Source organism: Streptomyces capparidis, from assembly GCF_054782095.1.
Genome location: NZ_BAAGTD010000026.1, coordinates 19311 through 45141, shown reverse-complemented (window position 1 = coordinate 45141; position 25831 = coordinate 19311). Strand labels below are relative to the sequence as shown.

Here is a 25831-nt window from a genome sequence, read left to right as displayed (position 1 = left end):
GCGCGGACGGCGGGCGCGGTGTCCCGTCCGTCACAGCCGTACGGGCCCGCTGTCCGTAGGATCGGCTGCCATGGACCTGCTGAACACGCTCGTGGACAAGGGACTGCGGCGCGAGTCGCCGACCCGTGAGGAAGCACTGGCCGTGCTGCGCACCTCCGACGATGAGGTGCTGGACGTGGTCGCGGCGGCGTCGAAGGTGCGCAGGCACTGGTTCGGGCGCCGGGTGAAGCTCAACTACCTGGTGAACCTCAAGTCGGGGCTGTGCCCCGAGGACTGCTCCTACTGCTCCCAGCGCCTGGGCTCGAAGGCGGGGATCCTGAAGTACACCTGGCTGAAGCCGGAGGAGGCGGCGGCCGCGGCCCGGGCGGGGGTCGCGGGTGGGGCCAAGCGGGTGTGCCTGGTGGCGTCCGGGCGCGGCCCGACGGACCGGGACCTGGACCGGGTCTCGCGGACGATCGAGGCGATCAAGGAGGAGAACGCGGGCGTGGAGGTCTGCGCCTGCCTGGGGCTGCTGTCGGACGGGCAGGCGGAGCGGCTGCGCGAGGCGGGCGCCGACGCCTACAACCACAACCTGAACACCTCCGAGGGCACGTACGGGGACATCACGACCACGCACACCTACGCCGACCGCGTGGACACGGTGCGCAAGGCGCACGCCGCCGGCCTGTCCGCCTGCTCCGGGCTGATCGCGGGCATGGGCGAGTCGGACGAGGACCTGGTGGACGTGGTGTTCGCGCTGCGGGAGCTGGACCCGGACTCGGTTCCGGTGAACTTCCTCATCCCGTTCGAGGGCACCCCGCTGGCGAAGGAGTGGAACCTCGGTCCGCAGCGCTGCCTGCGGATCCTGGCGATGGTCCGGTTCGTCTGCCCGGACGTGGAGGTGCGGCTCTCCGCCGGGCGCGAGGTGCACCTGCGGTCGATGCAGCCCCTCGCGCTGCACCTGGCCAACTCCATCTTCCTGGGCGACTACCTCACCAGCGAGGGCCAGGCGGGCCGGGCCGACCTGGAGATGATCGCGGACGCCGGGTTCGAGGTGGAGAGCACCGACCAGGTGACCCTGCCGGAGCACCGGGCGGCCGGCGGGCCCTGCGGGGACGGCGGCGCCGGCGGCGGGTGCGGCTCCGGCGGGGCGTGCGCGGCCCCGGAGGAGACCGCAGAGGCGGCGGCCCCCCGGGTGGCGGTCCCCGCGGTGGACGCGCCGCGCCCCGACCTGGTCGCGGTGCGCAGGCGGGGCGCGGGCACGGACCTGCCCCCCAATGCGTGAGCACGCGCTGCCCGGGCGGTTGACGCCGCGGGAGGTGCTCGCACTCGACCGGGCGCACGTGTGGCATCCGTACGGGCCGATGCCGGGCCGGCGCACCCCGCTGCTGGTGGAGTCGGCCTCCGGGGTGCGGCTGCGCCTGGCCGAGCCGTTCGAGGGCCGTACCGAGCTGGTGGACGGCATGGCGTCGTGGTGGTCGGCGATCCACGGCTACGGGCGCCCCGAGCTGGACCGGGCCGCGCGCGAGCAACTGGACCGGATGAGCCATGTGATGTTCGGCGGACTCACCCACGAGCCCGCGGTGCGGCTCGCGGCCACCCTGGTGGAGATCACGCCCGAGCCGCTGCGGCACGTCTTCCTCGCCGACTCCGGCTCGGTGTCGGTGGAGGTGGCGGTCAAGATGTGCCTCCAGTACTGGCGCTCCCTGGGGCAGCCCGGCCGGACCAGACTGCTGACCTGGCGCGGCGGCTACCACGGCGACACCTGGCAGCCGATGTCGGTGTGCGACCCGGACGGCGGGATGCACAGCCTGTGGTCCGGGGTGCTGCCCCGGCAGGTGTTCGCCGACGCGCCGCCCGAGGGCTTCGACGCCGACCCCGACCCGGCGTACGTGGCGCACCTCGCCGGGCTGCTGGAGCGGCACGCGCACGAGCTGGCCGCGGTGATCGTGGAGCCGGTGGTGCAGAACGCGGGCGGGATGCGCTTCCACTCCCCCGGCTATCTGCGGGCCCTGCGGGAGCTGTGCGACGAGCACGGCGTGCTGCTGGTGTTCGACGAGATCGCCACCGGCTTCGGCCGCACCGGCGCGCTGTTCGCCGCGGAGCACGCCGGGGTCAGCCCGGACGTGATGTGCGTGGGCAAGGCGCTGACCGGCGGCTATCTCACCCTGGCCGCCGCGCTGTGCACCTCCCGGGTGGCGGACGGGATCTCCCGCGGCGGTGTGCCGGTGCTCGCGCACGGGCCGACGTTCATGGGCAACCCGCTGGCCTGCGCGGTCGCGAACGCGTCGGTCGAGCTGCTGCTGAGCGGGGACTGGCGGGCGGACGTGGCCAGGATCGAGGCGGGCCTCACGGCCGGCCTGGAGCCCGCCCGGAAGGTCCCGGGGGTGCGGGACGTACGGGTGCTGGGCGCGATCGGCGCGGTGCGGCTGGACCACGAGGTGGACATGGACGCCGCCACCCGGGCCGCGGCCCGGCACGGCGTGTGGCTGCGGCCGTTCCGCGACCTGGTGTACACGATGCCGCCGTATGTGACCGGCGACGAGGATCTGGCGCGGATAACCGCGGCTGTGGTGGCCGCGGCCGAGGAGGGGTGACAGGCATGGGCGTGCTGGTGGTGACGGGCACGGGCACCGAGATCGGCAAGACGGTGGTGACCGCCGCGTTGGCCGCGACGGCGCTGGCGGCCGGGCGGAGCGTGGCCGTGGTCAAGGGCTCGCAGACCGGGGTGGCGCCGGGCGAGGCCGGGGACGCGGCGGAGGTGGCGCGGCTGGCCGGGCCCGTCACCGGCGTGGAGGTGGCCCGCTTCCCCGAGCCGCTGGCCCCGAACACCGCGGCGCGGCGGGCCGGCCTGCCCCCGGTGCGGCCCGCCGAGATCGCCGAGACCGCGGAGAAGCTCGCCGTGGAGCACGACCTGGTGCTGGTGGAGGGCGCGGGCGGGCTGCTGGTGGCGCTGGACGACGACGGCGGCACCCTCGCCGACGTGGCCGCCGCCCTGGCCGCCCCGGTGCTCGTGGTGGTCACCGCCGGGCTCGGCACCCTCAACACCGCGGCGCTGACCACGGAGGCGCTGCGCAGCCGGGGCCTGGACTGCCCGGGCACGGTCATCGGCGCCTGGCCGGCCGAGCCCGACCTGGCCTGCCGCTGCAACCTGGCGGACCTGCCGGTGTGCGCGGGCGTCCCGCTGCTCGGGGCCGTGCCGCAGGGCGCGCCCGCCCGGGCGCCGGAGGACTTCCGGGCCGCCGCCCCCCGGTGGCTGGCGCCGCGGCTCGGCGGGGTGTGGGACGCGGCGGCGTTCACCGCGGAGCACGCCCCGGGCCGCTGACCGGCCGGGGCCCGCGCCGCCGCGCGGCGTCCCCGCGGAGCCGTCCCCGCGCGGCGTCCCCGTGGTGTCCGCATGGTGAAAACGGCTCGCCCGCCGGTGCGGGCCGCTGCTTGGCTGACCGCATGAGCGACCAGCACTCCCCCGCCCCGGTGATCCGCGCCGCCGAGCCGTCCGACGTGGACGCCGTCCTCGCGTTCTGGCGCACCGCCGCCGAGGGCACCAGCGTCAGCGACGACCGCGCCGGGGTGGCCCGCCTGATCGAGCGCGACCCGGAGGCCCTGCTGCTGGCCGAGTCCGACGGCGCCCTGGTGGGCACGGTGATCGCGGGCTGGGACGGCTGGCGCTGCCACCTGTACCGGCTCGCGGTGCACCCGGGGCACCGGCGGCGCGGCATCGCGCGGGCCCTGCTGGACGCGGCGGAGCGGCGGTTCACGGCGCAGGGCGGGCGGCGCGGGGACGCGATGGTGCTGGACGCCAACGAGCGGGCGCACCACGCCTGGCGGGCGGCGGGCTACGCGCCGCAGCCGCAGTGGTCGCGCTGGGTCAAGCCGTTGGCCACCGATGTGACCCGCCAGTAACCGGGGCCGGGCGGCATCGTAGGATCACAACCGCCATGGACGACACGCACACCACCGACACCCCCTTCACCTCCTACGTCGCGCTCGGCGACTCCTTCACCGAGGGCATGTCCGACGCGCTGCCGGACGGCTCCTACCGGGGCTGGGCCGATCTGCTCGCCGCCCGGCTGGCCGAGCGGAGCCCCGGGTTCCGCTACGCCAACCTGGCGGTGCGCGGCAAGCTGATCGGGCAGATCCTCGACGAGCAGGTCGCCCCGGCCGCCGCCATGAAGGCCGACCTGGTCTCCCTCGTCGGCGGCGCCAACGACGTGCTGCGCCCGAAGTGCGACGTGGGCCTGGTGTGCGCCCGCTACGAGGAGGCCGCGGAGCGGCTGGCCCCGACCGCCCGCAAGCTGCTGCTGGTCCGCCCCGTGGACCCGCGCGGGCGGATGCGCGGCGGCACCCGGCTCATGCCGCGGGTGGAGAGGCTGCTCGCCACCATCGAGGAGACCGCGCGCCGCCACGACGCGGCCGTGCTCGACCTGTTCTCGGTGCGCACCCTCGACGACCCGCGGATGTGGGCGGACGACCGGCTGCACTTCAGCACCGAGGGCCACCGCCGCGTCGCCGAGGGCGCCTGGCAGGCGCTCGGCCTGCCCGCGACCTTCGACTGGACCGAGCCGCTGCCGCCCGCCGCCCCCGTCCCCTGGACCGAGCGCTGCCGCGCCGACCTGCGCTGGGCCCGCATCCACCTCGGCCCCTGGGTCGGCCGCCGCCTCACCGGCCGCTCCTCCGGCGACGGCCGCCTGCCGAAGCGGGCCGAGCTGGAGATCTGGGGCCCACGCACCACCCCGTGAGCGGGCCCCCGCCGCGGAGGCACCGTTCTGCGGGGTGGGCGGAGCCGGCCCCGTGGGGCAGCGCGGGCCTGCCCGGGGGCGACCGGTGCCGCGTGCCCCGCCGTGGGCCGGGCCCGCCGCGTCGTTACACTTGGCGCACGTGACTGACAAGCCCCGCATTCCGAACGTCCTCGCCGGGCGTTACGCCTCTCCCGAGCTCGCCGCGCTGTGGTCGCCCGAGCACAAGGTCGTCCTCGAACGCCGCCTGTGGCTGGCGGTGCTGCGGGCGCAGGCCGACCTCGGGGTGGAGGTCCCGGCGCGGGCGGTCGCCGACTACGAGCGGGTGCTGGAGCAGGTGGACCTGGCCTCCATCGCGGAGCGCGAGAAGGTCACCCGGCACGACGTGAAGGCGCGCATCGAGGAGTTCAACGCCCTCGCCGGCCACGAGCACGTGCACAAGGGCATGACCTCCCGGGACCTGACGGAGAACGTGGAGCAGCTCCAGATCCGGCTGTCCCTGGAGCATGTGCGGGGCCGGGTGGCGGCCGTGCTGGCGCGGCTGGCCCGGCTCGCCGCCGAGCACGCGGAGCTGGTGATGGCGGGGCGCTCGCACAACGTGGCGGCGCAGGCCACCACCCTGGGCAAGCGGTTCGCCACCGGCGCGGACGAGCTGCTGGCCGCCTTCGAGCGGCTGGAGGACCTGCTCGGCCGCTACCCGCTGCGCGGGATCAAGGGCCCGGTCGGCACCGCCCAGGACATGCTCGACCTGCTCGGCGGCGACGCGGACCGGCTCGCCGAGCTGGAGCGGCGGGTCGCCGGGCACCTGGGCTTCGCCCGCACCCTCACCTCCGTGGGGCAGGTCTACCCGCGCTCGCTGGACTTCGACGTGGTGACCGCGCTGGTGCAGTTGGCCGCCGGGCCCTCCGGCATCGCGCGGACGATCCGGCTGATGGCCGGGCACGAGCTGGTCACCGAGGGCTTCAAGCCGGGGCAGGTCGGCTCGTCCGCCATGCCGCACAAGATGAACACCCGATCCTGCGAGCGGGTCAACGGCCTGGCCGTGGTGCTGCGCGGCTACGCGTCGATGACCGGGGAGCTGGCCGGCGACCAGTGGAACGAGGGCGACGTGTCCTGCTCCGTGGTGCGCCGGGTCGCGCTGCCGGACGCGTTCTTCGCCCTGGACGGGCTGCTGGAGACGTTCCTGACGGTGCTGGACGAGTTCGGCGCGTTCCCCGCCGTGATCTCCCGCGAGCTGGACCGGTACCTGCCGTTCCTGGCCACCACCAAGGTGCTGATGGGCGCGGTGCGGGCCGGGGTGGGCCGGGAGGCGGCGCACGAGGTGATCAAGGAGCACGCGGTGGCGTCCGCGCTGGCGATGCGCGAGAAGGGCGCCGAGCGCAACGAGCTGCTCGACCGGCTCGCCGACGACGAGCGGATCCCGCTGGACCGGGCGCAGCTCGGCGCGCTGATGGCCGACCGGCTGTCGTTCACCGGCGCCGCGGCGGCGCAGGTGGCGTCCGTGGTGGAGCGCGTGGAGCAGGTCGTGGCGCGCTACCCGCGCGAGGCCGCGTACACGCCCGGCGCGATCCTGTAGCGCGGGCGCGCGGGCGGCCCGGAACACCGCGCCCCGGCCGCCCGCGCCGCCCTTCCACCGCGGCCGCCACCGGGACGGTCCCCGCCAGGGGAGCCGCCGCCCGGGAATCCCCCGCCAGGGACGACGAGGACAGGACCCGATGACCCCAGAAGAGCTGCTCGCCGCCGCGGACCGGACCATCCCCGACGTGGTGGCGCCGGGCCTGCGGGTGCTGTTCTGCGGCATCAACCCCGGTCTGTGGTCGGCGGCCACCGGCCACCACTTCGCCCGCCCCGGCAACCGCTTCTGGCCCACCCTGCACCGCTCCGGCTTCACCCCCAAGCAGCTCCGCCCCGCGGAGCAGTGGGAGCTGCTCGACCTGGGCCTGGGCATCACCAACGTGTGCGCCAGGGCCACGGCCCGCGCGGACCAGCTCACCCCGGAGGAGTTCGCCGAGGGCGGGCGCGTCCTCACCGACAAGGTGGAGCGGCTGCGCCCCGCGTGGCTGGCCGTGGCCGGGATAACCGCGTACCGGGTGGCCTTCGGCGAGCCCCGCGCGCAGATCGGCCCGCAGCCCAGGACCATCGGCGCCACCCGCGTCTGGGCCCTGCCGAACCCCAGCGGCCTGAACGCCCACTGGCCGGCCCAGGCCATGGCGGAGGAGTTCGCCCGCCTCCGGGTGGCGGCGGAGGAAGCCACCGCGGAGGCGGACGCGCCCGGGGACGAGGGCGCGGCGGGGTAGCGGGCGCCGCGGGGCCGCCCCGCGCCCCCGGCCCACGCCGGCCCCGGCCACGGGTTCCCCCCGGGGCGGGGCCCGCCCTGCCCGATCACCGGACCGGCGGCGCCCGCTCCGGACACGGGCCCGGCCGCGGGGATAGGCTCCACCCCGGCGGGGTGCCGGAAGGAGGCAGGTTGGGTCAGCTCACCGGTGGGGATCCGTCCCTGCTCCGCCGCATCAACTCCGCCGTCGTGCTCCAGGCGCTGCGCGAGTCGAGCGGCGCCACGCTCACCGAGCTGGTCGGCGGCACCGGCCTGTCCCGCCCGACGGTGGAGGGCGCGGTGGAGGGCCTGGTGGACGCCGGGCTCGTGGTGGAGGTGCCGCCCGCGCCGGAGGACACGCGCCGGCAGGGCCGCCCGGCGCGGCGTTTCCGTTTCCGCGCGGAGGGCGGGCATGTGCTGGGCCTGGAGATCGGGGCGCGCCGGGTGCACGCGGTGGTGGCGGATCTGTCCGGCCGGGTCCTGGGCGCGCACGGGCGGCAGGTGGCCGACGCGCTCGCGGCCGAGGAGCGCTTGGCCCAGGCCCGCGCCGCGGTCGGCGAGCTGCTCGCCGCGGCGGGTCTGGCGCCCGGGTCGCTGCGGGCGGCCGGGGTGGGCACGCCGGGTGTGGTGGCGGGGGACGGCACGGTGCGGCTGTGCACGGCGCTGCCCGGCTGGACGGGGCTGCCGCTGCGGGAGCGGCTGCGGGGCTTCCTGCCCTGCCCGGTGCTGGTGGAGAACGACGCGAACCTGGCGGCGGTGGCCGAGCGGTGGCAGGGCGCGGGGGCGGGCTCGGACGATCTGGTGTTCGTGCTGGCGGGGCTGAGCCCGGGCGCGGGGTCGCTGATCGGTGGGCGGATCCACCGGGGTTTCGGCGGCGCGGCCGGGGAGATCGGGGCGCTGCACCTGCTGGGGCACGAGGCCGCGCCGGAGCGGCTGCTGTCGACGACGGGCAGGCCGCTGGACCCGCTGGACGAGATCGCGGTCGGCGAGGTGTTCCGGCTGGCGCGGGCGGGCGACCCGGTGGCGCGGCAGGCGATGGACCGGTTCCTGGGGCGGCTGGTGCACGACGTGACGGCGCTGGTGCTGGCCATCGACCCGGAGGTGGTGGTGGTCGGCGGCTGGGCGGCGGGGCTCGACGGGGTGCTGGAGCCGCTGCGGGAACGGCTGGCCCGCTACTGCCTGCGCCCGCCGCGGGTGGTGCTGTCCTCGCTGGGGGAGGCGGCGATCGCGACGGGCGCGCTGCGGCTGGCGCTGGACCGGGTGGAGGACGAGCTGTTCGCCGTCACCCGGGTGACGGGGACGGGCCCGCGGCCGTGACCCGGTCCGGCGCGGCGGGTCACGACGCCTGGCGGGCCGTCTCGTACGGGGCGACGCCGACCGCTCCGGAGTCGTCGAAGGTCAGCCGGCAGGTGTCGGCGCGGTAGGTGGCGACGGCGACGGCGGCGGCGCGGCCCCCGCTGAGGTAGCGGGTGGTCAGCACCAGCACCGGGGAGCCGGGCAGCCGGTCGAGGCGCCTGGCGTCCTCCGCGCCGGCGGCGCCGAGCTCGACCGAGCGGGTCTGGCCGTCCAGCGGGAGGCCGTGCAGCTCCCGCAGCACGGCGCGGGCCGAGCCGCCGGGGGCGGGGATCCCGGACGCGGCGGGCACGGAGCGGGTGGGGATGTGGAGCTGCTCGGTGCCGATGGTCTGGCCGCCGAGGGTGCGCAGCCGGTGCAGGACGTGCACCCGCTCGCCGGCGGGGATCTCCAGGGCGGCGGCGACGGCGGCCGGGGCGGGCTCCTGCCCGCAGTCCACGGTGCGCCAGGCGTCGGGCGCGGCGCCGGGCCAGGAGTGCCGCGGGCGGGCCACGGGCACGCAGGCGCGGGGCCCGGCCACGGTGGTGCCCACGCCGCGGCGGCGCTGGAGCCTGCCTTCGAGCTCCAGTTGGTCGAGGGCCTGGCGGAGGGTGGCCCTGGCGACGCCGAAGCGCGCGGCGAGCTCCCGCTCGTTGGGCAGGACCTCACCGACGGCGAAGTCGGATTCGAGGGCGTCGTTCAGGACGGTCTTGAGCTGCCAGTACTTGGGCTCCTGCACCGCCGCGGATCGCTTGGTCACCTGTCCCCCTGAGTGTGGCCCGACTCTCGTGCCGCCCGCCGGGCGGCGCCGCGGCGCCGGCGTGGTCCGCGCCGGGGTCGGCCGCGCGGGCGCGCCGGCCTCCGCTCTCCCCCTCGGCGCCCGTGCCGGGCCGCTTTCACTGAGTTGTTTATTAAAGGTTCTTTCAGTACTCGCTACCCGGCGACAGTAAGGCGGCGGCATTCCTTGGTCAAGACCAATGCAGGGGGTCCATCGGGCTCCGGGGCGCCACCCGGGAGGGCTAGAGTCCCCCCGTGAGCGCTCCGGAACCGCCTGCCGCACCCGCACCCGCCCGGTCCCTGGGCACCGTCGACGCCGTGGTCGTCGGGCTCGGGGCGATGCTGGGGGCGGGGGTGTTCGCGGCGTTCGCGCCCGCCGCGCGGGCGGCCGGTTCCGGGCTGCTGATCGCGCTCGCGGTGGCGGCGGTGGTCGCCTACTGCAACGCCACGTCCTCGGCGCGGCTCGCCGCGCGGTACCCGCAGTCGGGCGGCACCTACGTCTACGGGCGGCGCAGACTGGGCGACTTCTGGGGGTATCTGGCGGGCTGGGGGTTCGTGGTCGGGAAGACGGCGAGCTGCGCGGCCATGGCGCTGACCGTGGCGCAGTACGCGGCGCCCGGCGCGGGGCGCGGGGCGCGCACGGCGGTGGCGCTGTCCGCGGTGGCGGCGCTGACCGCGGCGAACTACCGGGGCGTGCACAAGTCGGCGCTGCTCACCCGGGTGCTGGTGGCCGCGGTGCTGCTGGCGCTCGGGTGCGCGGTGGCGGGGGCGCTGCTGGGCGGGCAGGCCCGGGCGGGGAACTTCACGCCGTTCCCGGGGACGGGGGTGCGCGGGGTGCTGGAGGCGGCCGGGCTGCTGTTCTTCGCGTTCGCCGGGTACGCCAGGATCGCCACGCTCGGCGAGGAGGTGCGGGACCCGGCCCGGGTGATCCCCCGGGCGATCCCGCTGGCGCTGGGCATCGTGCTCGCCGTGTACTCGGCGGTGGCGCTCGCGGTGCTGGCGGCGCTCGGCCCGCGGCGCCTGGCGGCGGCGGCCGATCCGCTGGCGCTGGCGGCGGGCGAGGGCTGGCCGGAGGCGGTGGTGCGGGCGGGGGCGGTGGCCGGGGCGCTCGGGTCGCTGCTGGCGCTGGTGCTCGGGGTGTCGCGGACCACGTTCGCGATGGCCCGCGACGGTCATCTGCCGCGGCGTCTGGCGGCGGTGCACCCGCGCTTCGGCGTGCCGCACCGCGCCGAGCTTGCGGTGGGCGCGGCCGTGGCGGTGCTCGCGGCGTCCGTGGACCTGCGCGGGGCGATCGGGTTCTCGTCGTTCGCGGTGCTGGTCTACTACGCGGTGGCGAACGCCTCGGCGCTGACGCTGCGCGGCGACGAGGGCCGGCCGCCGCGCGCGGTGCCGGTGGTGGGGTTCGCCGGGTGCCTGGTGCTCGCGGCGAGCCTGCCCGCGGCGTCGGTGGCGTGGGGCTGCGCGGTGCTCGCGGCGGGGGCGGCCGTATGGGCGGTGCGGCGCCGGCGCGGGGGTCCGGTACCGTCCCGGCATGAGTGATCACATCACGGTCGTCACCGGAGGCGGGCGGGGCATCGGCGCGGCGGTCGCGCTGCGGCTGGCCGCCGAGGGGCACGACATCGCGTTCTGCTGGGTGGGCGACGAGGACGCGGCGCTGGAGACGGCCCGGCGGGTGCGGGAGGCCGGGGCGCGGTGCGTGGCGGTGCGGGCGGACGTCAGCTCCCTCGCCGACGTGGACCTGCTGTTCGACACCGCGGCGGCCGAGCTGGGGCCGGTCACCGGCCTGGTGAACAACGCGGCGGTGACCGGGCCGCTGGGCCGGTTCACCGCCACCGACCCGGAGGTGGTGCGGCGCGTGGTGGACGTCAACGTCACCGGCGCCCTGCTGTGCGCGCGCCGGGCCGCCAGGGACATGAGCACCGCGCGGGGCGGCCGGGGCGGCGCCATCGTGAACATCTCCTCGGGCGCGGCCACACTCGGCAGCCCCGGCGAGTACGTGCACTACGCCGCGAGCAAGGCGGCGGTGGACGCGATGACGGTGGGCCTGTCGAAGGAGCTGGCCGAGGAGGGCATCCGGGTCAACTCGGTGCAGCCCGGCCTGGTGCTGACCGACATCCACGCGGCCATGGGCGACCCGGACCGGCCCGCGAGGAAGGCCCCGGCCGTGCCGATGCGCCGCGCCGGGCGGCCGGAGGAGGTCGCCGGGGCGGTGGCGTGGCTGCTGTCGGACGACGCGTCGTACACGACCGGCGCGGTGCTGCGGGTGGCCGGGGGTCTGTGACCGGGTGCGGCGGGCCCGCACCGCATAGGCTCGCCCCATGGAGCAACTGCCCGCACTGCCCGGGGACTGGCGGCGCGCGCTCGCGGTGGCGGCGCACCCGGACGATCTGGAGTACGGCGCGGCCGCGGCCGTCGCGGAGTGGACCGCGGCGGGGCGCGAGGTCGGGTATGTGCTGGTGACGCGGGGCGAGGCGGGGATCGAGGGGATGGATCCCGCCCGGGCGGCGCCGGTGCGGGAGGCCGAGGAGCGGGCGAGCGCGGCCGTGGTCGGGGTGGGCTCGGTGGAGTTCCTCGGGCACCGGGACGGGGTGGTGGAGTACGGTCCCGCGCTGCGCCGGGACATCGCGGCCGCGATCCGCCGCCACCGCCCCGAGCTGGTGGTCACCCTGAACCACCGCGACACCTGGTTCGGCTCGGTGTGGAACACCCCCGACCACCGGGCGGTGGGCCGCGCGGTGCTGGACGCGGCGGGCGACGCGGGCAACCGGTGGATCTTCCCCGAGCTCGCCGACGGCGGCCTGGAGCCGTGGGACGGGGTGCGGTGGGTGGCCGTGGCCGGGTCGGAGCGGCCGACGCACGCCGTGGCGGTCGGACCGGAGGCGGTGCGCCGGGGCGTCGCCTCGCTGGCCGAGCACCGCGCGTACATCGCGGCCCTGTCCGGCCGGCCGCCACTGGAGTACGCGCGGCAACTGGTGGAGGGCGAGCTCGCGGCGGCCGCGGAGCGGTTCGGCGGGCGCCCGGCGGTGGCGTTCGAGGTGTTCACGCGCTGAGCCCCGGCGGGTCCGGAGGCGGAAGGCGGTCTTGCACTTGACGCATGCGTCAGGTTTTACGGTCCTCGCGTCGCCGTCCGGCCGCCCGGGCCGGGCCGAGACCGAAGGAGCCGTCGTGACCACCGCCGCCGTCCCCTCCCTGCACCGCGAGGTCCGCCTGGCCGCCCGCCCCGAGGGCGCGCTCCGCGCGGAGCACTTCTCCGTGGTCCGCGTCCCGGTGCCCGAGCCCGGGCCCGGGCAGGTGCTGGTGCGCAACCGGCTGATGGGCGTGGCCGCAGTGATGCGCACGCTGATGCAGGAGGACATCGGGGACGTGCCGGTGCCGCCGATCGTCCCGGGCGGGCCGCTGTGGGGTCCCGCGGTCGGCGAGGTGGTGGCCGCGCCCGGCGGCGGTCCTGCGCCGGGGGACCTGGTGCTGACCTACACGGGCTGGCGGGAGTACGCGGCCGTGGACGCGGCCGCCGTGCGGCGGCTGGACCCCGAGGCGCTGCCCGACCCGGCGGCGCATCTGTCGCAGGGCTTCGCGGCCTGGCTCGGCGTGGTGCGGGCGGCGCAGGTGCGGCCCGGTGACACGGTGTTCGTCAGCGGGGCCGCGGGCGGCGTCGGCTCGTTCGCCGGGCAGATCGCCAGGCTGCGCGGCGCCGCGCGGGTGATCGGCAGCACCGGCTCCCCCGACAAGGCGCGGCGCCTGGTGGACGAGCTGGGCTACGACGCCGTGGTGCTGCGGGACGGCGGCTCGTTCGAGGAGCACCTGCGGAAGGCGGCGCCGGACGGGGTGGACGCGGTGTTCGACAACGTCGGCGGCGAGCAGTTGACCGCGGCGCTGGCCGTGGCGAACCGCGGGGCCAGGGTGGCGCTGGTCGGCGCGCTCGCCGCCCAGCTCGGCGGTGCCCGAAGCACGCCGGTGGACACCTTCTCGCTGATCAGCCGGAGCATCACGCTGCGCGGCATCGCGGGCGCCGACCACCTGGGCGCCGTGCCGGAGTGGGAGGAGGTGTTGGGCCGCGGGCTGCGCGAGGGCACACTGGTGTTCCCGCACACGCGCTTCACGGGTGTGGACCAGGCACCGCGGGCGCTGTGCGAGTTGCTGGAGGGCCGGCACGTCGGGGCCGTCCTCGTCGAGCTGTGACACCGGCGGGCCGGGGAGGAAGCGATGCGGATCGGGGACGCCGCCGCGGCGGTCGGGCTCACACCGCGGGCGCTGCGGTACTACGAGCAGCGGGGTCTGATCGCGGTGGGGCGCGCCCCCTCGGGGCACCGCGAGTACGGGCCGCGGGACCTGCGGCGGCTGCGCGCCGTGCGGGACCTGCTGGAGATCGGGCTGACCATCGAGGACGTGCGCACCCTGCTCGGCGGCCTGGACCGGCCCGAGCCGCGGGGCGGCCCGTGCGTCGGCGAGGTGGTGCTGCGGCAGCGCCTGGCGGAGCTCGACGCGCGCATCGGGCGGCTGACCCGGCTGCGGGACAGCGTCGCGGCGCAGTTGGGCCGCCCCGGTGTGTTCCGCGACGCGTTCGACCGCATGGCCGGGGCGGAGGGCGGCGGGGACCGGCCGGCGGACCGGGTGGCGTGACCGGCCCGGCGGCGGTCAGCCTGCGGCCTCGCCCGCCAGGCGGGCGCCGAGCTCCCCGACCACCTCCACCAGCGCCGCCACGTCCTCCTCCCGGGTGCGCCAGTTGACGATGGCCGGGCGCAGCGCGGTCACCCCCCGGTACACGGTGGTGCCCGCGTACACCCGGCCGTCGGCGATCAGCTCCTCGCCGAGCCGCCGGTTGTGCGCGTCCAGCGCGGCCTCGGGCAGGCCGGGCGGGCGGTGCCGGAAGCAGACCACGCAGCTCCGCACGGGCGCGAGCAGTTGCAGGTCGGGGGCGCTTTCGACGCGTTCGGCGAGGTGCGCGGCGAGGTCGAGGTGGCGTTCGACCATGGCGCGCAGGCCCTGCCGCCCGTAGGCGCGCAGCGCCGCCCAGATCGGCAGCGCCCTGGCCCGCCGGGACGACTCGGGGCCCAGGTTGTTGTAGTCGACGCGGGCCCCGCCGTCGCCGCTGGCCAGGTACGGCGCGTTCCAGGCGCCGAAGGCGCGGGCGAGCAGCCGCGGGTCGCGGACGAGGGCGAACCCGCTCTCGTAGGGGACGTTCAGCCACTTGTGGGCGTCCGCGGCCACCGAGTGGGCCCGCTCCACGCCGGCGGTGAGGTGGGCGGTGCGCGGGGACAGCGCGGCGAACAGGCCGAAGGCGCCGTCGACGTGCAGCCAGGCACCGTGCCGCTCGGCGATGTCGGCGAGTTCGCCGACGGGGTCGAAGTCGCCGGTGTTCACCTCGCCGGCGTTGGCGATGACGACGGCGGGCCCCTCGGCCGCGGCCAGCGCCGCGTCCAGGGCGGCCGGGTCCACCCGTCCCGCGTCGTCCCTCGCCACCACCCGCACCGCGTCCCGGCCGCAGCCGAGGATCTGGAGGGCCTTGCGGCTGCTGGGGTGGACGTAGCCGCCGGAGAACACGGGCATCCGGGGCAGCCCGGCCAGGCCGTCGGCGGCCACGTCGGCGCCGTGCCGCTCGCCCCACCACTGGCGGGCGCAGGCCAGGCCGGTGAGGTTGGCGAAGGTGGCGCTGGGGGTGAGCACCCCGCCGTACTCCGCGGGCAGCCCGAACAGCTCCTTCAGCCAGCGCAGCGCCACCGTCTCGGCCTCGGCGGCCAGCGGGGACGACGCCCACAGGCCGGCGCACTGGTCCAGCAGCGAGGCCACCCAGTCCGCGGCCTGCGCGGCCGGGGTGGCGCCGCCGACGACGAAGTGGAAGAAGCGCGGCCCGGAGGAGTGCGTGGCCGCGGCGGTGCTGACGCGCAGCAGCCGCTCGACGCTGTCCAGGGTGCCGTGGCCGTTCTCGGGCAGCGGCCCGTCCAGCTCCCGCAGCAGGTGCTCGGCGGCCGGGTCCCGCACGGGCAGCCCGGGCAGCGCCTCCAGGTAGGGGCGGGCGGCCCGGGCCACGCGGTCAAGGGCGGGAGCGGCCAGGTGGGACTCGTTCAGCGGATCCGGCATCCAAGCAGTCGATCACCTCGCGCGCGGTGGTGTCGAGAGGTGCCGCGGGCTCCGCCTCCCGCCGCGGGCGGGCCGTGCCGCCGGTGGCGCCGAACGCGACCGCGGCCCCCACCAGCGCGCTGCCCGCCACCTGCACCGGGCCCAGGCCGCCCGCGCCGACCAGGGGCGCGGTCAGCGCCGCCGAGACCGGGATCAGCCCGGAGAACAGGGTGGCGCGCTCCGGGCCGATCCGCCGCATCCCCGCGTACCAGCACACGAAGCCGATCACGGTCACCACCACCGCCTGCCAGCCGAGCGCGGCGGCCTCCGCGGTGTCCGGGAGGCGCAGCCACCCCGACCCGTCCAGCGCGATCCCGAGGACGGTGGCCTCCGCGGCGGCCACCGCGCAGGCCAGCGCGGACAGTTGGGCGGCGCCGAGGACGGTCAGCAGCGGCACCGCCACCAGCGCGAACGCCACCTCGCCGGCCAGGGCGAGCACGGAGAAGGCGACGCCCGCGGTGTCGGTGCGGCCGAAGCCCTGCACCACGGCGGCGCCGGCCGCGACCACGCCCGCCGCCAGGGCCAGGCGGGCGGTGGGGCGCCGGCCCCGCAGCAGGGGCGCGAGGACGGCGACGACCAGGGGGGCGCAGCCGACGAACACCCCGGGCACGGCGGGCTCGGCGGTGCGCTCGGCGGCGATGACCGCCACGTTGAAGCCGACCATGCCGGTGGCGGCGAGCACGGCCAGGCGCAGCCACAGTCGCGGTGTCAGGGCGCGCAGGGCGCCGGAGCCGATCAGCAGCGGCGACAGCAGCAGCGCGGCGACGCCGTACCGCACGGCCTGGCCGCCCAGGTACGGGTAGTGCGCGAGGACGCTGTTGGCGGTGAACGAGGCCCCCACGACGAGGGTGGCCAGGGCGGCGAGCAGGGCGCCGAGCCGGTGCGAGTTTTCCACGCAGGGGACGCTATGGGGGCGGGTGGTCCGTATTAAGGTCCAATCCGGGGGCGGTTTCACGGACCAATCCGGGCGATGACGTGTGTGAGGCGGGCCCCTCGTGGCGGCGAGGGGCGGGGAGCGGGAGGCGGCGTGGCGGGGCGGAACGGGCGCGGGGACGGGCGCGGGGACGGACGCGGGCGCGGGGACCGGGACGACCGCGGGCGGGGCGCGGCGCCGCCCGAACCCGGGGGCGCGGGGGGCGGCGGCCGACCGGAGGGCGCGGCGGGCGGCGCGGCGCGGGATCCGGGGTGGACCCTCGCCTGGGAGCTGCTGCTGCCCGCCGCGGGGGCGGGGCGGCGGCGCCGGGGGTGGCTGCTGCGGGACGCGCTGCGCGACGCCGTGCGCTCCGGGGTGCTCGCGCCGGGGACGCGGCTGCCGCCGAGCCGGGAGCTCGCCGCCGACCTCGGGGTCTCCCGCGGCCTGGTCACCGACGCGTACGCGCAGCTCACCGCGGAGGGGTACCTGGTCACCAGGACCGGCGCGGGCACCTGGGTGGCCCGGCTGCGGGACGCCGCGCGCCGGCCCGCGCCGCCCGCCGCCCCGGCGGGGCCCCCGCCGGACGTGGCCGACTTCCGCCCCGGTCGCCCCGACCTGTCGCTGTTCCCCCGCGCCTCGTGGGGCGCCGCGCAGCGCAGGGTGCTGGCCCAACTGCCCAGCAGCGGCCTGGACTACCCCGACCCGCGCGGCCTGCCCGCGCTGCGCGAGGCCCTGGCCGCGCTGCTGGCCAGGCGGCGCGGGGTGGCGGTGGACGCCGACCGGCTGATCGTCTGCTCCGGGGTGGCGCAGGCGCTGACGCTGCTGTCCCGGGTGGCGTTCGCGCGCGGGCTGCGCCGGGTGGCCACGGAGGACCCGGGCAGCCTGGAGTCGTGGCCGCTGTTCGAGGCGGCCGGGCTGCGGCCGGTGCCGGTCCCGGTGGACGGCGCGGGGCTCGACCCGGCGGCGCTGGCCGCGTCGGGCGCGCGCCTGGCCGTGGTGACGCCCGCGCACCAGTTCCCGTCCGGGGTGTCGTACTCGGCGGCCCGCCGCGCCGCGCTGCTCGCCTGGGCTCGGTCGGCGGACGGCCTGGTGGTGGAGGACGACTACGACGGCGACTTCCGCTACGACCGGGAGCCGGTGGGCGCGCTCCAGGGCCTGGACCCGGCCCGGGTGGCGTACACCGGGTCGGTGAGCAAGACGCTCGCCCCGGGCCTGCGCCTGGGCTGGCTGGTGTGCCCGCCCGCGCTGCTGGACGAGGTCGCCGAGGTCAAGCGCACCACCGACCTGGGCCACCCGTCGCTGGACCAGGCGGTGCTCGCCGACTTCGTCGCGGGCGGCCACTACGACCGGCACCTGCGGCGCGCCCAGCGGCGGTACCGGGACCGCAGGGACGCCCTGGTGGGCGCGCTGGCCCGGCACTTCCCCGACGCCCGGGTGCGGGGCGTGGCGGCGGGGCTGCACCTGATCGCCCGGTTCCCCGGGCTGCGCGAGGCGGACCTGGCGTCGCTCGCGGGCGCGGCCGGGGTGCGGCTGCGCCCGCTGTCCGACTACACGGTGGCCGCCCGCCCGGCGCCGGACGCGGCGGAGCTGGTCCTGGGGTACGCGCACCTGGCCCCGGGCGAGATCGACGGAGCGGTGCGGGCGCTGGCGGAGGCGGTGCGGGCCCGGCACGAGGGCTGACGGGGAGTTCGTTTACATTCCGTAAACCCAAAACCGGCCCGCGAGCAGGCACACTCCCCCGGTACCCGCGTGGAACCACCTCAGGAGCGTGCCATGGCCAAAGACGTCACCCACCCGCCCCAGGCGGAGCCGGGCCCGGGCGCAGGGCGCGGCAGTGCCCTGGACCGCTTCTTCCGGATCTCCGAGCGCGGCTCCACCGTGGGCCGCGAGGTGCGCGGCGGCTTCGCCACGTTCTTCACCATGGCCTACATCCTGGTGCTCAACCCGATCATCCTGGGCAGCGCCGCCGACGCCTCGGGGCACAAGCTGTCGCCGGAGGAGCTGGCCACCTCCACCGCGCTGGTCGCCGCGGTGATGACGGTGATCATGGGTGTGGCGGGGAACCTGCCGCTGGCCCTCGCCGCCGGGCTGGGCCTGAACGCGGTCGTCGCCTTCCAGATCGCCCCGCGGATGAGCTGGGCGGACGCCATGGGCCTGGTCGTCATCGAGGGCCTGCTGATCTGCCTGCTGGTGGTCACGGGGCTGCGGCAGGCAATCATGCACGCCATCCCGCAGGCCCTCAAGCAGGCGATCAGCGTCGGCATCGGCCTGTTCATCGCGTTCATCGGCTTCGTGGACGCCGGGTTCGTCACCCGCAACCCGGACCGCGAGCACACCACGGTGCCCGTGGACATGGGCGTGGACAACCACCTGATGGGCTGGCCCGCCGTGGTGTTCTGCCTCGGCCTGCTGCTGACGGTGTGCCTGCTGGTCCGCAAGGTCAGGGGGGCGCTGCTGCTGGGCATCGTGACGACGGCGGTGTTCGCCGTCGTCGTCAACGAGATCGCCGACGTCCCCGCCGCGTCCTGGGGCACCACCGTGCCGAGGATCCCGGACGACGTGGTGGCCGCGCCCGACTTCGGTCTCGTGGGCGAGTTCAGCCTCTTCGGCGGGTTCGCGGAGGCGGGCGTCATCACGGCCACGCTGCTGGTGTTCACCCTGGTCCTCAGCGACTTCTTCGACACCATGGGCACGGTGGTCGGGGTCTCCGGCGAGGCCGGGCTGCTGGACGAGCGGGGCCGGGTGCCGGGCCTGGGCCGGGTGCTGTTCGTGGACGCCACGGCGGCGGTCGCGGGCGGCGCGGCGTCGGCGTCGTCCAACACCACCTACATCGAGTCGGCGGCGGGCGTCGGCGAGGGCGCCCGCACCGGGCTCGCGAGCGTGGTCACCGGCTCGCTCTTCGCGCTGGCGCTGCTGTTCACGCCGCTGGCGGTCGTGGTGCCCGCGCAGGCCGCGGCGCCCGCCCTGATCGTCGTCGGCTTCCTGCTGATGACACAGGTCAGGTTCATCCCGTGGGACGAGCTCGACATCGCCGTCCCGGTGTTCCTGACCGTCTCCGTGATGCCGTTCACCTACAGCATCACCAACGGCATCGGCGCGGGCTTCGTCTCCTACGTGCTGCTCCAGACCGTGCTCGGCCGGGCCAGGAAGGTGCACCCGCTGCTGTGGGGGGTGACGGCGCTGTTCCTGCTGTACTTCGCGATCGACCCGGTGGAGCGGCTGCTCGGCGTGGACTGAGGCGCGGCGGCCGAGCGGCGCCTCCGTCGGCCTGCCGGTCCCGGTGCCCGGCGCACCGGGACCGAACGGACAGCGGTACCGAACGGACAGCGGTACCGGCCCGGGAAATCCGCCGCGAATCCCGGGAGCATTCCTTTGAACACCCGCCAGCGGGCCCCCGTACTTAGGGGCGGCAAACGGCGCGCCCGGCGCCGACCGACTGCGAACAGGCAGGTGTGAAAGATGAAGAAGCTGCGTTACGCGTCGCTCGCCGGAACGGCGGCCGTGATCATGCTGACGGCGGCGTGCGGCGGTTCGGGTGGCGACAACGCGGCCGACCCCGCGGCCCCGGCGGGCGCCGCGGCCGACGCCACCTACGGGAGCGGGGACTACGGCGGCGGCCGGCAGGCGGCGGGCGCGGGCGCGCAGTCCGCGCAGCAGGCGGCCGGGGAGCTGGCGGTGCGCAAGGACACCAGGATCGGCGACCTGGTGACGGACAGCAGGGGATTCACCCTCTACCGCTTCGACAACGACTCCCACCAGCCGCCGCAGTCCAACTGCGACGGGGACTGCGCGGTGACCTGGCCGCCGGTGCCCGCGGGCGACGTGTCGGCGGCCGCGGGGCTCGACGAGTCGCTGCTCGGCGAGGTGGCCCGCGCCGACGGCACCAAGCAGCTCACCCTGGGCGGCTGGCCGCTGTACCGCTACAACAAGGACGTGCAGCCGGGCCAGACCAAGGGCGAGGGCGTCGGCGGCACCTGGTTCGCGGTGGCCCCCGACGGCAAGAAGGCCTCCGCCGCGGGCGCCGGCGCGGGCACGGGCGCGGGCGGCGGGGCCGAGGCGGAGCAGCCCGCCGACCTGCCGGGCCTTTCGGTGCGCAACGACCCGGAGCTCGGCCGGATCCTCCAGGACGGCGAGGGCCACACGGTCTACCTGTTCACCAAGGACTCGCGCTGGCCGATGAAGTCCAACTGCCTCGGCGAGTGCCTGGAGAAGTGGACGCCGGTGGCCGCCGTGGAGAAGAACGACGTGGAGGGCGTCGACCCGAAGCTGGTCACGCCGTTCGCCCGCCCGGACGGCACCCGGCAGGCGTCCGTGGACTGCTGGCTGCTGTACACCTTCAGCGGCGACGAGGCGCCCGGCGACATCAAGGGCCAGGGTGTCGGCGGCACGTGGTTCGCCGTCACCCCCGACGGCAAGAAGGCGAAGGCCGCCTGACGGGCGGCCCGGGGCGCCGCGCGCGGGTCAGCGGCGCCCGGAGTGGCGCAGGTACAGCTCGACGCCGGCCCGCCCGTCGGGAACGAACGGCCAGGACGGGTCGGCGAGCCGGGCCAGCAGCTCGGGCCACTCCATCCACCACCCGGCGGCGACCTCCTCCGGCTGGTGCCGGACGGGGCCGTGGCGGGCGGGGTCCCAGCGGGCCTCGAAGTGATGGGCGAGGTAGTTGGTGTGATCGTCGCGGTACCAGTGGGTGAACAGGGGGACCGGCTCGCAGCCGTGGACCCCCAGCTCCTCCGCCAGCTCCCGGGCCGCCGTCCGCACGGGGTCCTCCCCGGCGCGGACCACTCCGCCGGCCCACACGTCGTGCATGCCCGGGTAGATGTCCTTGGTGTCGGTGCGGCGGTGGACGTACACCCGCCCCGCGGCGTCGCGCAGCAGGGTCGCGGTCGCGGCGTGCGGCAGGTTCTCGGCCCGCACCCGGCTCCTGGGCGCACGGCCGACCACCCGCCCGGCGCGGTCGCCCTCCGCGTAGAGGGCGACGAGTTCGTCGTCCACGGGTCCATCGTAGGCGGGGCGCGGGCGGGACCCGGGGGCGGGCCGCCCTGAGCCGGCGGCGGCGCGGGAACGGGGTGGGGAGAGGGTTCCGCTCGGGTGCGGTTTCCCTGGCTTCCGTGGACTCCCCTGTTTCCGCGTTTCCGCGGTTTCCGCGTTTCAAGGGGCGAATACGGGCTGCGGGCCATCGGGCGGGATATCGCGGAAGGGCCGGACGGAAAAACCGCGCGGGGCGGTGAAAGCGGGGAGCGATATCGCGGGGTGCGGTCGTGCGTGGTCCCGGTATGCGCAGCCCGGTGCGAGTGGTGCGGTCATGGGATGCGTGTATGCGCGGTGCGGGTGCGCGTTGCGCGGGGATGGCATCCATGTACGTGGGGGCCGGCGTGTGCGGTGCCGGTGCGCGCGGGGCCGGTGTGTGCGGTGCCGGTGCACGGGGCCAATGCGCGCGGGGCCGGTGCACGCGCCCGGCGGACGGACGGTGCCGAGCGCGCGGTGCGACGTGCGGTGCCGGTGCGCGTGGCGCGGGAATGCCCCTGCCGTGGCGCGGGTCTCGCCGGTCCGGCGCGCGGGAGTGGGCGGCCCGTGGAGGGAGCCCCCGCCAGGAGCGCCCCGGCACCCGTTCGCGGGCCCGGCGGCACTCCCCGCGCGGCCCCGCCGCCCTCCCTCCTCTCCCCCGTGGTGTGGCTGTTCACTGGGTGTTCGTGTGCCTGGCACGTCGCTGCGTTAGACACGGCTCGCGCAACAGCTCCGCCGCCTCAGGAGGAAGACCCATGCCATCCACCCCCGGCACTCCCACCGGCCCCGCCCCCGACCGCCGAGCGCTGCTCCTGGGCGGGCTCGCCGCCTCGGGGGCGCTGCTGGTGCCCGCGCTGCCCGGCGCCGCCCACGCCGCCGCCCCGGCGGGCGCGCCCGCGCAGGTGCGCCGGGGCCGGCCGCGGGCCGAGTTCGGCGTCCAGACCGGCGGGGTGACCGCGACGTCCGGCCTGGTGTGGGTGCGGGCGGACCGGCCCGCCCGGATGATCGTCGAGATCAGCCCCACGGAGACCTTCCGCCGCGTGCGCCGCTGGACCGGCCCCGTGCTCACCCCGGACACCGACCTGACCGGCAGCACGGCCCTGCACGGCCTGCCGCCCGGCGAACTGGTCCACTACCGGGTGCGGCTCGCCGACCCCGACGACCCGGGCCTGACCGGCCCCGCCGTCGAGGGCAGCTTCCGCACCGCGCCGGCCCGGCGCCGCGACAGGGTGCGCTTCCTGTGGTCCGGGGACATCGCCGGGCAGGGCTGGGGCATCAACCCGGACATCGGCGGCTACGGCATCTACCGGGCGATGCTGGACCTGGACCCGGACTTCTTCCTGTGCAGCGGCGACAACGTCTACGCCGACAACCCGATCGCGGCCACCGCGGCCCTGCCCGGCGGCCGCACCTGGCGCAACGTCACCACCGAGGAGAAGGCGAAGGTCGCCGAGACGCTGGCGGAGTTCCGGGGGAACTTCCGGTACAACCTGCTGGACGCGAACCTGCGCGCGTTCAACGCGCGGGTGCCCTCGATCGTGCAGTGGGACGACCACGAGGTCGTCAACAACTGGTATCCCGGGGAGATTCTCGACGACGCGCGCTACACCGAGAAGAACGTCGACACGCTGGTCGCCCGGGCCCGGCGCGCGTTCACCGAGTACTTCCCCGCCGCCGCGCCGCGGCCCGACGGCTCGGGCCGCATGTACCGGGTCGTGCGGTACGGGCCGCTGCTCGACGTCTTCGTCCTGGACATGCGCACCCACCGCAACGCCAACACGCCGGGCCGTCAGACGGTGGACCCGCAGGGCATCCTGGGCGTGGAGCAGTTGCGCTGGCTGAAGCGGGAGCTGGCCCGCTCGCGGGCGGTGTGGAAGGTCATCGCCGCGGACATGCCGCTCGGCCTGGTGGTGCCGGACGGCTCCACCGGGAACATCGAGGCGGTGGCGCAGGGCGACCCCGGGGCGCCGCTGGGGCGCGAGCTCCAGATCGCCGAGCTGCTGCGGTTCGTCAAGCACCGCCGGATCACCGGCACGGTGTGGCTGACGGCGGACGTGCACCACACGTCGGCGCAGCACTACCAGCCGTCGCGGGCGGCGTTCACCGACTTCGAGCCGTTCTGGGAGTTCGTCTCCGGGCCGCTCAACGCCGGGGCGTTCCCGGCCAGCGCGCTCGACCAGACGTTCGGCCCCGAGCGGGTGTTCGTGAAGGCGCCGGACGCGGCGCACGCGAACACCGCGCCGGTGGACGGCTACCAGTTCTTCGGCGAGGTGGAGATCGACGGCGCCTCCGCGGAGATGACGGTCCGTCTGCGGGAGCAGGACGGCCGGGTGCTGCACACCACGGTGCTCCAGCCGGGCCGCGTCGGGCAGTAGGCGCAACCGCCCCGCCCTCGATCGGGCGATGAGTGGCGGCGGCCCGCCGGCGCGGGCCGTTCCCGGGGAACGGATGCGGTCGGCGCCGGGGGACCGGCGCCGACTCACCGAGGACCCGAGGAGGACCAACCATGAAGCTGAGCATGGAGGGCAAGGGGTGCCGCGGCGCCGTCGTGGCGGGCGTGGCGGCGGCGGTGCTGCTGGGCGCGTCCCCGGTCGCGTGGGCGCACGGTTCCGGGCACCCGCACGGCTCCGGGCACCCGCACGACCACGACGGCGTGGTGACGATCCACGAGGCGTCGAAGATCGCCCAGCACAAGCTCGGCGGGAAGGTCGTGGCCGCCGAACTGGAGAAGAAGCGGCTGAAGTCCGAGGACGGCAAGAAGGACCGGGCCGGGAAGAAGGAGCGGGCCGGCAAGGCGGGCAAGGACGGGAAGAAGGAGCGGGCCGGCAAGGCCCGCAAGGGGAAGAAGGGCGGGAAGGACACCGTCACCCGCCTGGTGTGGGAGGTGGAGGTCCTCAAGGACGGCAAGGTCCACGAGATCTGGCTGGACCCCACCACCGGCTGCGTCCTGCGGGCCCCGTCCCTGGAGGACTGAGCCGCCTCCCCGTTGCCGGGCCGTCACCGCCCGGCCCGGCGACGGGGCGGGAGCGGAGGACGGGCCGCGGGCACTCCGGGCGCTCGCGCGCAACCCCTCCCCCTGGCCGGAAACCGCTGCGCAGGTGTTTTCCAGTCGTTCCGGGCCGCGGCGGGCCCAGGGGCCACCGAGGGGTCTCGCACTGGTGTATGACCATAAGGGGCACCGCAACTTTTTGCCGCTCCCTGTCTCGCCTCTTATCCGGAAAAGAGGACCAATCAGGATGAATCATCCTTTACGCGCTGGTCATACGTCGTTCGTGATCAGGCAACACCGATGGGCGACGGTGGTGCCATGACGGACTTCCGAGCCAAGAAGACGCCTCGTCACCCGCACCGCCGGCGCAAGGAGCTGGTCGAGCTGGCCGCCCTGTTCGCCGCCGTCGCGGTCGCCGACGTGATCGCGAACCTGGTGGTGCACGGGCCCCAGGGCGTGGAGCTGCTGCTCGCGGCCTCGCTCGCGCTGGTGGCCACGGCGGGCTTCCACGCGTGGTGGGCGCACAGCCACGCGCCGCCCCCACCGGCCCCGGAACCCGCTCCCTCGCCGCCGACGCCCGTGGCCGCGCCAGGCGGCGAGGCCATGTTGTGGCGCATGCGCACCACGGTGGACGACGCCCCGGGCAGCCTCGCCGCGCTCACCCGGGCCATGGCGGCCCTCGGGGCGGACATCCTCACCCTCCAGACCCACCCCCTGTCCGACGGCACCGTGGACGAGTTCCTGCTGCGCGTGCCCGCCGCGGTCGCCCCGCAGCACCTCACCGCCGCCGTCACCGAGGCGGGCGGCCGGGACGTGTGGCTGGACCGGGCGGTGGCGCACGACCTGGTGGACACCCCCACCCGTGTGCTGACCCTGGCCACCCGCACCGCCCTGGACACCGCCGAGCTGCCGCTGGCCCTGCGTCAGCTCCTCGGGCGCTGCTCCATCCGCTCCCGGCCCGCCGGGGACGGGACACCGGAGGACCTCCTGGACGGGACCACGATGCACCTGCGCGACTCCTCCGGCGGCACGATCACCGTGTCCCGGCCCTACCTGCCGTTCACCCCCTCGGAGTTCGCCCGCGCCCGCGCGCTGGTGGACCTCGACACCAGGCTCGGCCCGCGCCTGCCGGACGGGCGCGACCTGCTGAGCCTGCCCGCCGGGGCGGACCTGACCATCCGCCGGGCCGGCCCCGAGGACCTGGCCGCCGCGACGGCCATGCACGCCCGCTGCTCGGCCCGGACCCTGCGGCGGCGCTACCACGGCCCCGTCCAGGACGCCGACCGGTACCTCGCCCACCTGCTCAGCCCCCGCTTCGGCCAGACCCTGGCCGCCGAGACCTCCTCCGGGGAGCTGGTGGCGCTGGCGCACCTGCTGTGGGACGGCGAGGAGACGGAGGTGTCGCTGCTGGTGGAGGACGCCTGGCAGCGGCACGGCATCGGCCTCGAGCTGCTGCGCCGGCTGGTCGCCATGGCGGCGGAGGCGGGCTGCACCAGCGTCTACGCCATCACGCAGTCGGACAACGCCGGCATGGCGGGGCTGATGCGGCGCCTGTCCCTGCCGCTGGACTACCAGGTCGAGGACGCCACGCTGGTGATCACCGCCCGCCTCGTCCCGGCCGGCACGCTCTCCCCCGCCCGGCCCGCGCCGGACCGCTCGTAGCCGCGAGG

General features: G+C 76.5%; 23 protein-coding genes. 19 read left to right on the top strand and 4 right to left on the bottom strand.

Features of this window, described 5'->3' with window-relative positions; genetic code table 11:
* The first annotated feature begins 70 nt into the window (after positions 1-70).
* The 8 genes from bioB to ACYVO2_RS21240 all read left to right on the top strand — a co-directional run bounded on the left by bioB (position 71) and on the right by ACYVO2_RS21240 (position 8346).
* Entirely contained in the window at positions 71-1264 is a 1194-nt protein-coding gene (bioB, locus tag ACYVO2_RS21275) for a biotin synthase BioB (RefSeq protein WP_461009508.1), read from the top strand.
* The gene (locus tag ACYVO2_RS21270) at positions 1257-2576 is read left to right on the top strand and encodes an adenosylmethionine--8-amino-7-oxononanoate transaminase (protein WP_461009507.1); all 1320 of its coding nucleotides are present in this window, start codon (positions 1257-1259) and stop codon (positions 2574-2576) included. The genes bioB and ACYVO2_RS21270 overlap by 8 nt, the downstream gene beginning before the upstream one ends.
* Before the next feature lie 5 nt (positions 2577-2581).
* Entirely contained in the window at positions 2582-3304 is a 723-nt protein-coding gene (gene bioD, locus ACYVO2_RS21265; RefSeq protein WP_461009506.1) for a dethiobiotin synthase, read from the top strand.
* Between the two features lie 122 nt (positions 3305-3426).
* Complete coding sequence (locus ACYVO2_RS21260; RefSeq protein WP_461009505.1) at positions 3427-3882, top strand: GNAT family N-acetyltransferase; 456 nt, start codon at positions 3427-3429, stop codon at positions 3880-3882.
* Positions 3883-3917: 35 nt separating this feature from the next.
* Positions 3918-4718: an SGNH/GDSL hydrolase family protein gene (locus ACYVO2_RS21255; protein WP_461009504.1), complete on the top strand. Its 801-nt coding sequence runs from the start codon at positions 3918-3920 to the stop codon at positions 4716-4718.
* A gap of 139 nt (positions 4719-4857) precedes the next feature.
* A complete protein-coding gene (purB, locus tag ACYVO2_RS21250) occupies positions 4858-6291 on the top strand; it encodes an adenylosuccinate lyase (protein ID WP_461009503.1) in 1434 nt (477 codons plus the stop codon).
* 139 nt (positions 6292-6430) lie between these two features.
* On the top strand, positions 6431-7012 hold the full coding sequence (mug, locus tag ACYVO2_RS21245) for a G/U mismatch-specific DNA glycosylase (protein WP_461009502.1): 582 nt from the start codon (positions 6431-6433) through the stop codon (positions 7010-7012).
* Between the two features lie 170 nt (positions 7013-7182).
* Positions 7183-8346: an ROK family protein gene (locus ACYVO2_RS21240; protein WP_461009501.1), complete on the top strand. Its 1164-nt coding sequence runs from the start codon at positions 7183-7185 to the stop codon at positions 8344-8346.
* A 19-nt stretch (positions 8347-8365) separates the two neighbouring features.
* On the opposite strand, the gene ACYVO2_RS21235 is transcribed toward ACYVO2_RS21240, so the two are convergent.
* Positions 8366-9121, bottom strand: a complete 756-nt coding sequence (locus ACYVO2_RS21235) for a GntR family transcriptional regulator (protein ID WP_461009500.1) — start codon at positions 9119-9121, stop codon at positions 8366-8368.
* A 272-nt stretch (positions 9122-9393) separates the two neighbouring features.
* Here ACYVO2_RS21235 and ACYVO2_RS21230 point away from each other — a divergent pair, with 272 nt between their 5' ends.
* The 5 genes from ACYVO2_RS21230 (at position 9394) to ACYVO2_RS21210 (ending at position 13758) form a co-directional block, all read left to right on the top strand.
* Positions 9394-10677, top strand: a complete 1284-nt coding sequence (locus tag ACYVO2_RS21230; RefSeq protein ID WP_461009499.1) for an APC family permease — start codon at positions 9394-9396, stop codon at positions 10675-10677.
* Entirely contained in the window at positions 10670-11419 is a 750-nt protein-coding gene (locus ACYVO2_RS21225) for an SDR family oxidoreductase (protein WP_461009498.1), read from the top strand. The genes ACYVO2_RS21230 and ACYVO2_RS21225 overlap by 8 nt, the downstream gene beginning before the upstream one ends.
* Before the next feature lie 37 nt (positions 11420-11456).
* Positions 11457-12188 (top strand): PIG-L deacetylase family protein, encoded by a 732-nt coding sequence (locus ACYVO2_RS21220; RefSeq protein WP_461009497.1) that lies wholly within the window; start codon positions 11457-11459, stop codon positions 12186-12188.
* A 115-nt stretch (positions 12189-12303) separates the two neighbouring features.
* Complete coding sequence (locus ACYVO2_RS21215; protein ID WP_461009496.1) at positions 12304-13317, top strand: MDR family NADP-dependent oxidoreductase; 1014 nt, start codon at positions 12304-12306, stop codon at positions 13315-13317.
* A gap of 24 nt (positions 13318-13341) precedes the next feature.
* Positions 13342-13758 (top strand): MerR family transcriptional regulator, encoded by a 417-nt coding sequence (locus ACYVO2_RS21210; protein WP_461009495.1) that lies wholly within the window; start codon positions 13342-13344, stop codon positions 13756-13758.
* Between the two features lie 15 nt (positions 13759-13773).
* Here ACYVO2_RS21210 and ACYVO2_RS21205 read toward each other — a convergent pair whose 3' ends face one another.
* Both ACYVO2_RS21205 and ACYVO2_RS21200 read right to left on the bottom strand, forming a co-directional pair.
* A complete protein-coding gene (locus tag ACYVO2_RS21205) occupies positions 13774-15216 on the bottom strand; it encodes a pyridoxal phosphate-dependent decarboxylase family protein (protein WP_461009494.1) in 1443 nt (480 codons plus the stop codon).
* Entirely contained in the window at positions 15170-16150 is a 981-nt protein-coding gene (locus tag ACYVO2_RS21200) for a DMT family transporter (protein ID WP_461009493.1), read from the bottom strand. Before ACYVO2_RS21200 ends, ACYVO2_RS21205 begins: the two co-directional genes overlap by 47 nt.
* 132 nt (positions 16151-16282) lie before the next feature.
* Between ACYVO2_RS21200 and pdxR the strand changes: the two genes are divergently transcribed.
* The 3 genes from pdxR (at position 16283) to ACYVO2_RS21185 (ending at position 20602) form a co-directional block, all read left to right on the top strand.
* Positions 16283-17848 carry a MocR-like pyridoxine biosynthesis transcription factor PdxR gene (gene pdxR / locus ACYVO2_RS21195; RefSeq protein WP_461009492.1) on the top strand — a complete coding sequence of 522 codons (1566 nt, stop codon included), beginning with the start codon at positions 16283-16285 and terminating at the stop codon, positions 17846-17848.
* A gap of 93 nt (positions 17849-17941) precedes the next feature.
* Positions 17942-19405, top strand: a complete 1464-nt coding sequence (locus tag ACYVO2_RS21190) for an NCS2 family permease (protein WP_461009491.1) — start codon at positions 17942-17944, stop codon at positions 19403-19405.
* Between the two features lie 222 nt (positions 19406-19627).
* Positions 19628-20602, top strand: a complete 975-nt coding sequence (locus ACYVO2_RS21185) for an SCO0930 family lipoprotein (protein WP_461009490.1) — start codon at positions 19628-19630, stop codon at positions 20600-20602.
* A gap of 27 nt (positions 20603-20629) precedes the next feature.
* Here the strand turns inward: ACYVO2_RS21185 and ACYVO2_RS21180 are convergent, their stop codons facing one another.
* Positions 20630-21160: an NUDIX hydrolase gene (locus ACYVO2_RS21180; RefSeq protein WP_461009489.1), complete on the bottom strand. Its 531-nt coding sequence runs from the start codon at positions 21158-21160 to the stop codon at positions 20630-20632.
* A gap of 767 nt (positions 21161-21927) precedes the next feature.
* Here ACYVO2_RS21180 and ACYVO2_RS21175 point away from each other — a divergent pair.
* The 3 genes from ACYVO2_RS21175 (at position 21928) to ACYVO2_RS21165 (ending at position 25823) form a co-directional block, all read left to right on the top strand.
* Positions 21928-23547, top strand: coding sequence for an alkaline phosphatase D family protein (locus ACYVO2_RS21175; RefSeq protein ID WP_461009488.1), 1620 nt, complete (start codon positions 21928-21930; stop codon positions 23545-23547).
* Positions 23548-23678: 131 nt separating this feature from the next.
* Positions 23679-24146, top strand: coding sequence for a PepSY domain-containing protein (locus ACYVO2_RS21170; protein ID WP_461009487.1), 468 nt, complete (start codon positions 23679-23681; stop codon positions 24144-24146).
* A 333-nt stretch (positions 24147-24479) separates the two neighbouring features.
* Positions 24480-25823: a GNAT family N-acetyltransferase gene (locus ACYVO2_RS21165; RefSeq protein ID WP_461009486.1), complete on the top strand. Its 1344-nt coding sequence runs from the start codon at positions 24480-24482 to the stop codon at positions 25821-25823.
* The last annotated feature ends 8 nt before the right edge of the window (positions 25824-25831 follow it).

Excerpts from the sequence above, each read along its gene's own strand:
- bioB (WP_461009508.1), top strand. The coding sequence starts at position 71 with ATGGACCTGCTGAACACGCTCGTGGACAAGGGACTGCGGCGCGAGTCG.
- ACYVO2_RS21270 (WP_461009507.1), top strand. The coding sequence starts at position 1,257 with ATGCGTGAGCACGCGCTGCCCGGGCGGTTGACGCCGCGGGAGGTGCTC.
- bioD (WP_461009506.1), top strand. The coding sequence starts at position 2,582 with ATGGGCGTGCTGGTGGTGACGGGCACGGGCACCGAGATCGGCAAGACG.
- ACYVO2_RS21260 (WP_461009505.1), top strand. The coding sequence starts at position 3,427 with ATGAGCGACCAGCACTCCCCCGCCCCGGTGATCCGCGCCGCCGAGCCG.
- ACYVO2_RS21255 (WP_461009504.1), top strand. The coding sequence starts at position 3,918 with ATGGACGACACGCACACCACCGACACCCCCTTCACCTCCTACGTCGCG.
- mug (WP_461009502.1), top strand. The coding sequence starts at position 6,431 with ATGACCCCAGAAGAGCTGCTCGCCGCCGCGGACCGGACCATCCCCGAC.
- ACYVO2_RS21225 (WP_461009498.1), top strand. The coding sequence starts at position 10,670 with ATGAGTGATCACATCACGGTCGTCACCGGAGGCGGGCGGGGCATCGGC.
- ACYVO2_RS21220 (WP_461009497.1), top strand. The coding sequence starts at position 11,457 with ATGGAGCAACTGCCCGCACTGCCCGGGGACTGGCGGCGCGCGCTCGCG.
- ACYVO2_RS21210 (WP_461009495.1), top strand. The coding sequence starts at position 13,342 with ATGCGGATCGGGGACGCCGCCGCGGCGGTCGGGCTCACACCGCGGGCG.
- ACYVO2_RS21205 (WP_461009494.1), bottom strand. The coding sequence starts at position 15,216 with ATGCCGGATCCGCTGAACGAGTCCCACCTGGCCGCTCCCGCCCTTGAC.
- ACYVO2_RS21190 (WP_461009491.1), top strand. The coding sequence starts at position 17,942 with ATGGCCAAAGACGTCACCCACCCGCCCCAGGCGGAGCCGGGCCCGGGC.
- ACYVO2_RS21185 (WP_461009490.1), top strand. The coding sequence starts at position 19,628 with ATGAAGAAGCTGCGTTACGCGTCGCTCGCCGGAACGGCGGCCGTGATC.
- ACYVO2_RS21175 (WP_461009488.1), top strand. The coding sequence starts at position 21,928 with ATGCCATCCACCCCCGGCACTCCCACCGGCCCCGCCCCCGACCGCCGA.
- ACYVO2_RS21170 (WP_461009487.1), top strand. The coding sequence starts at position 23,679 with ATGAAGCTGAGCATGGAGGGCAAGGGGTGCCGCGGCGCCGTCGTGGCG.
- ACYVO2_RS21165 (WP_461009486.1), top strand. The coding sequence starts at position 24,480 with ATGACGGACTTCCGAGCCAAGAAGACGCCTCGTCACCCGCACCGCCGG.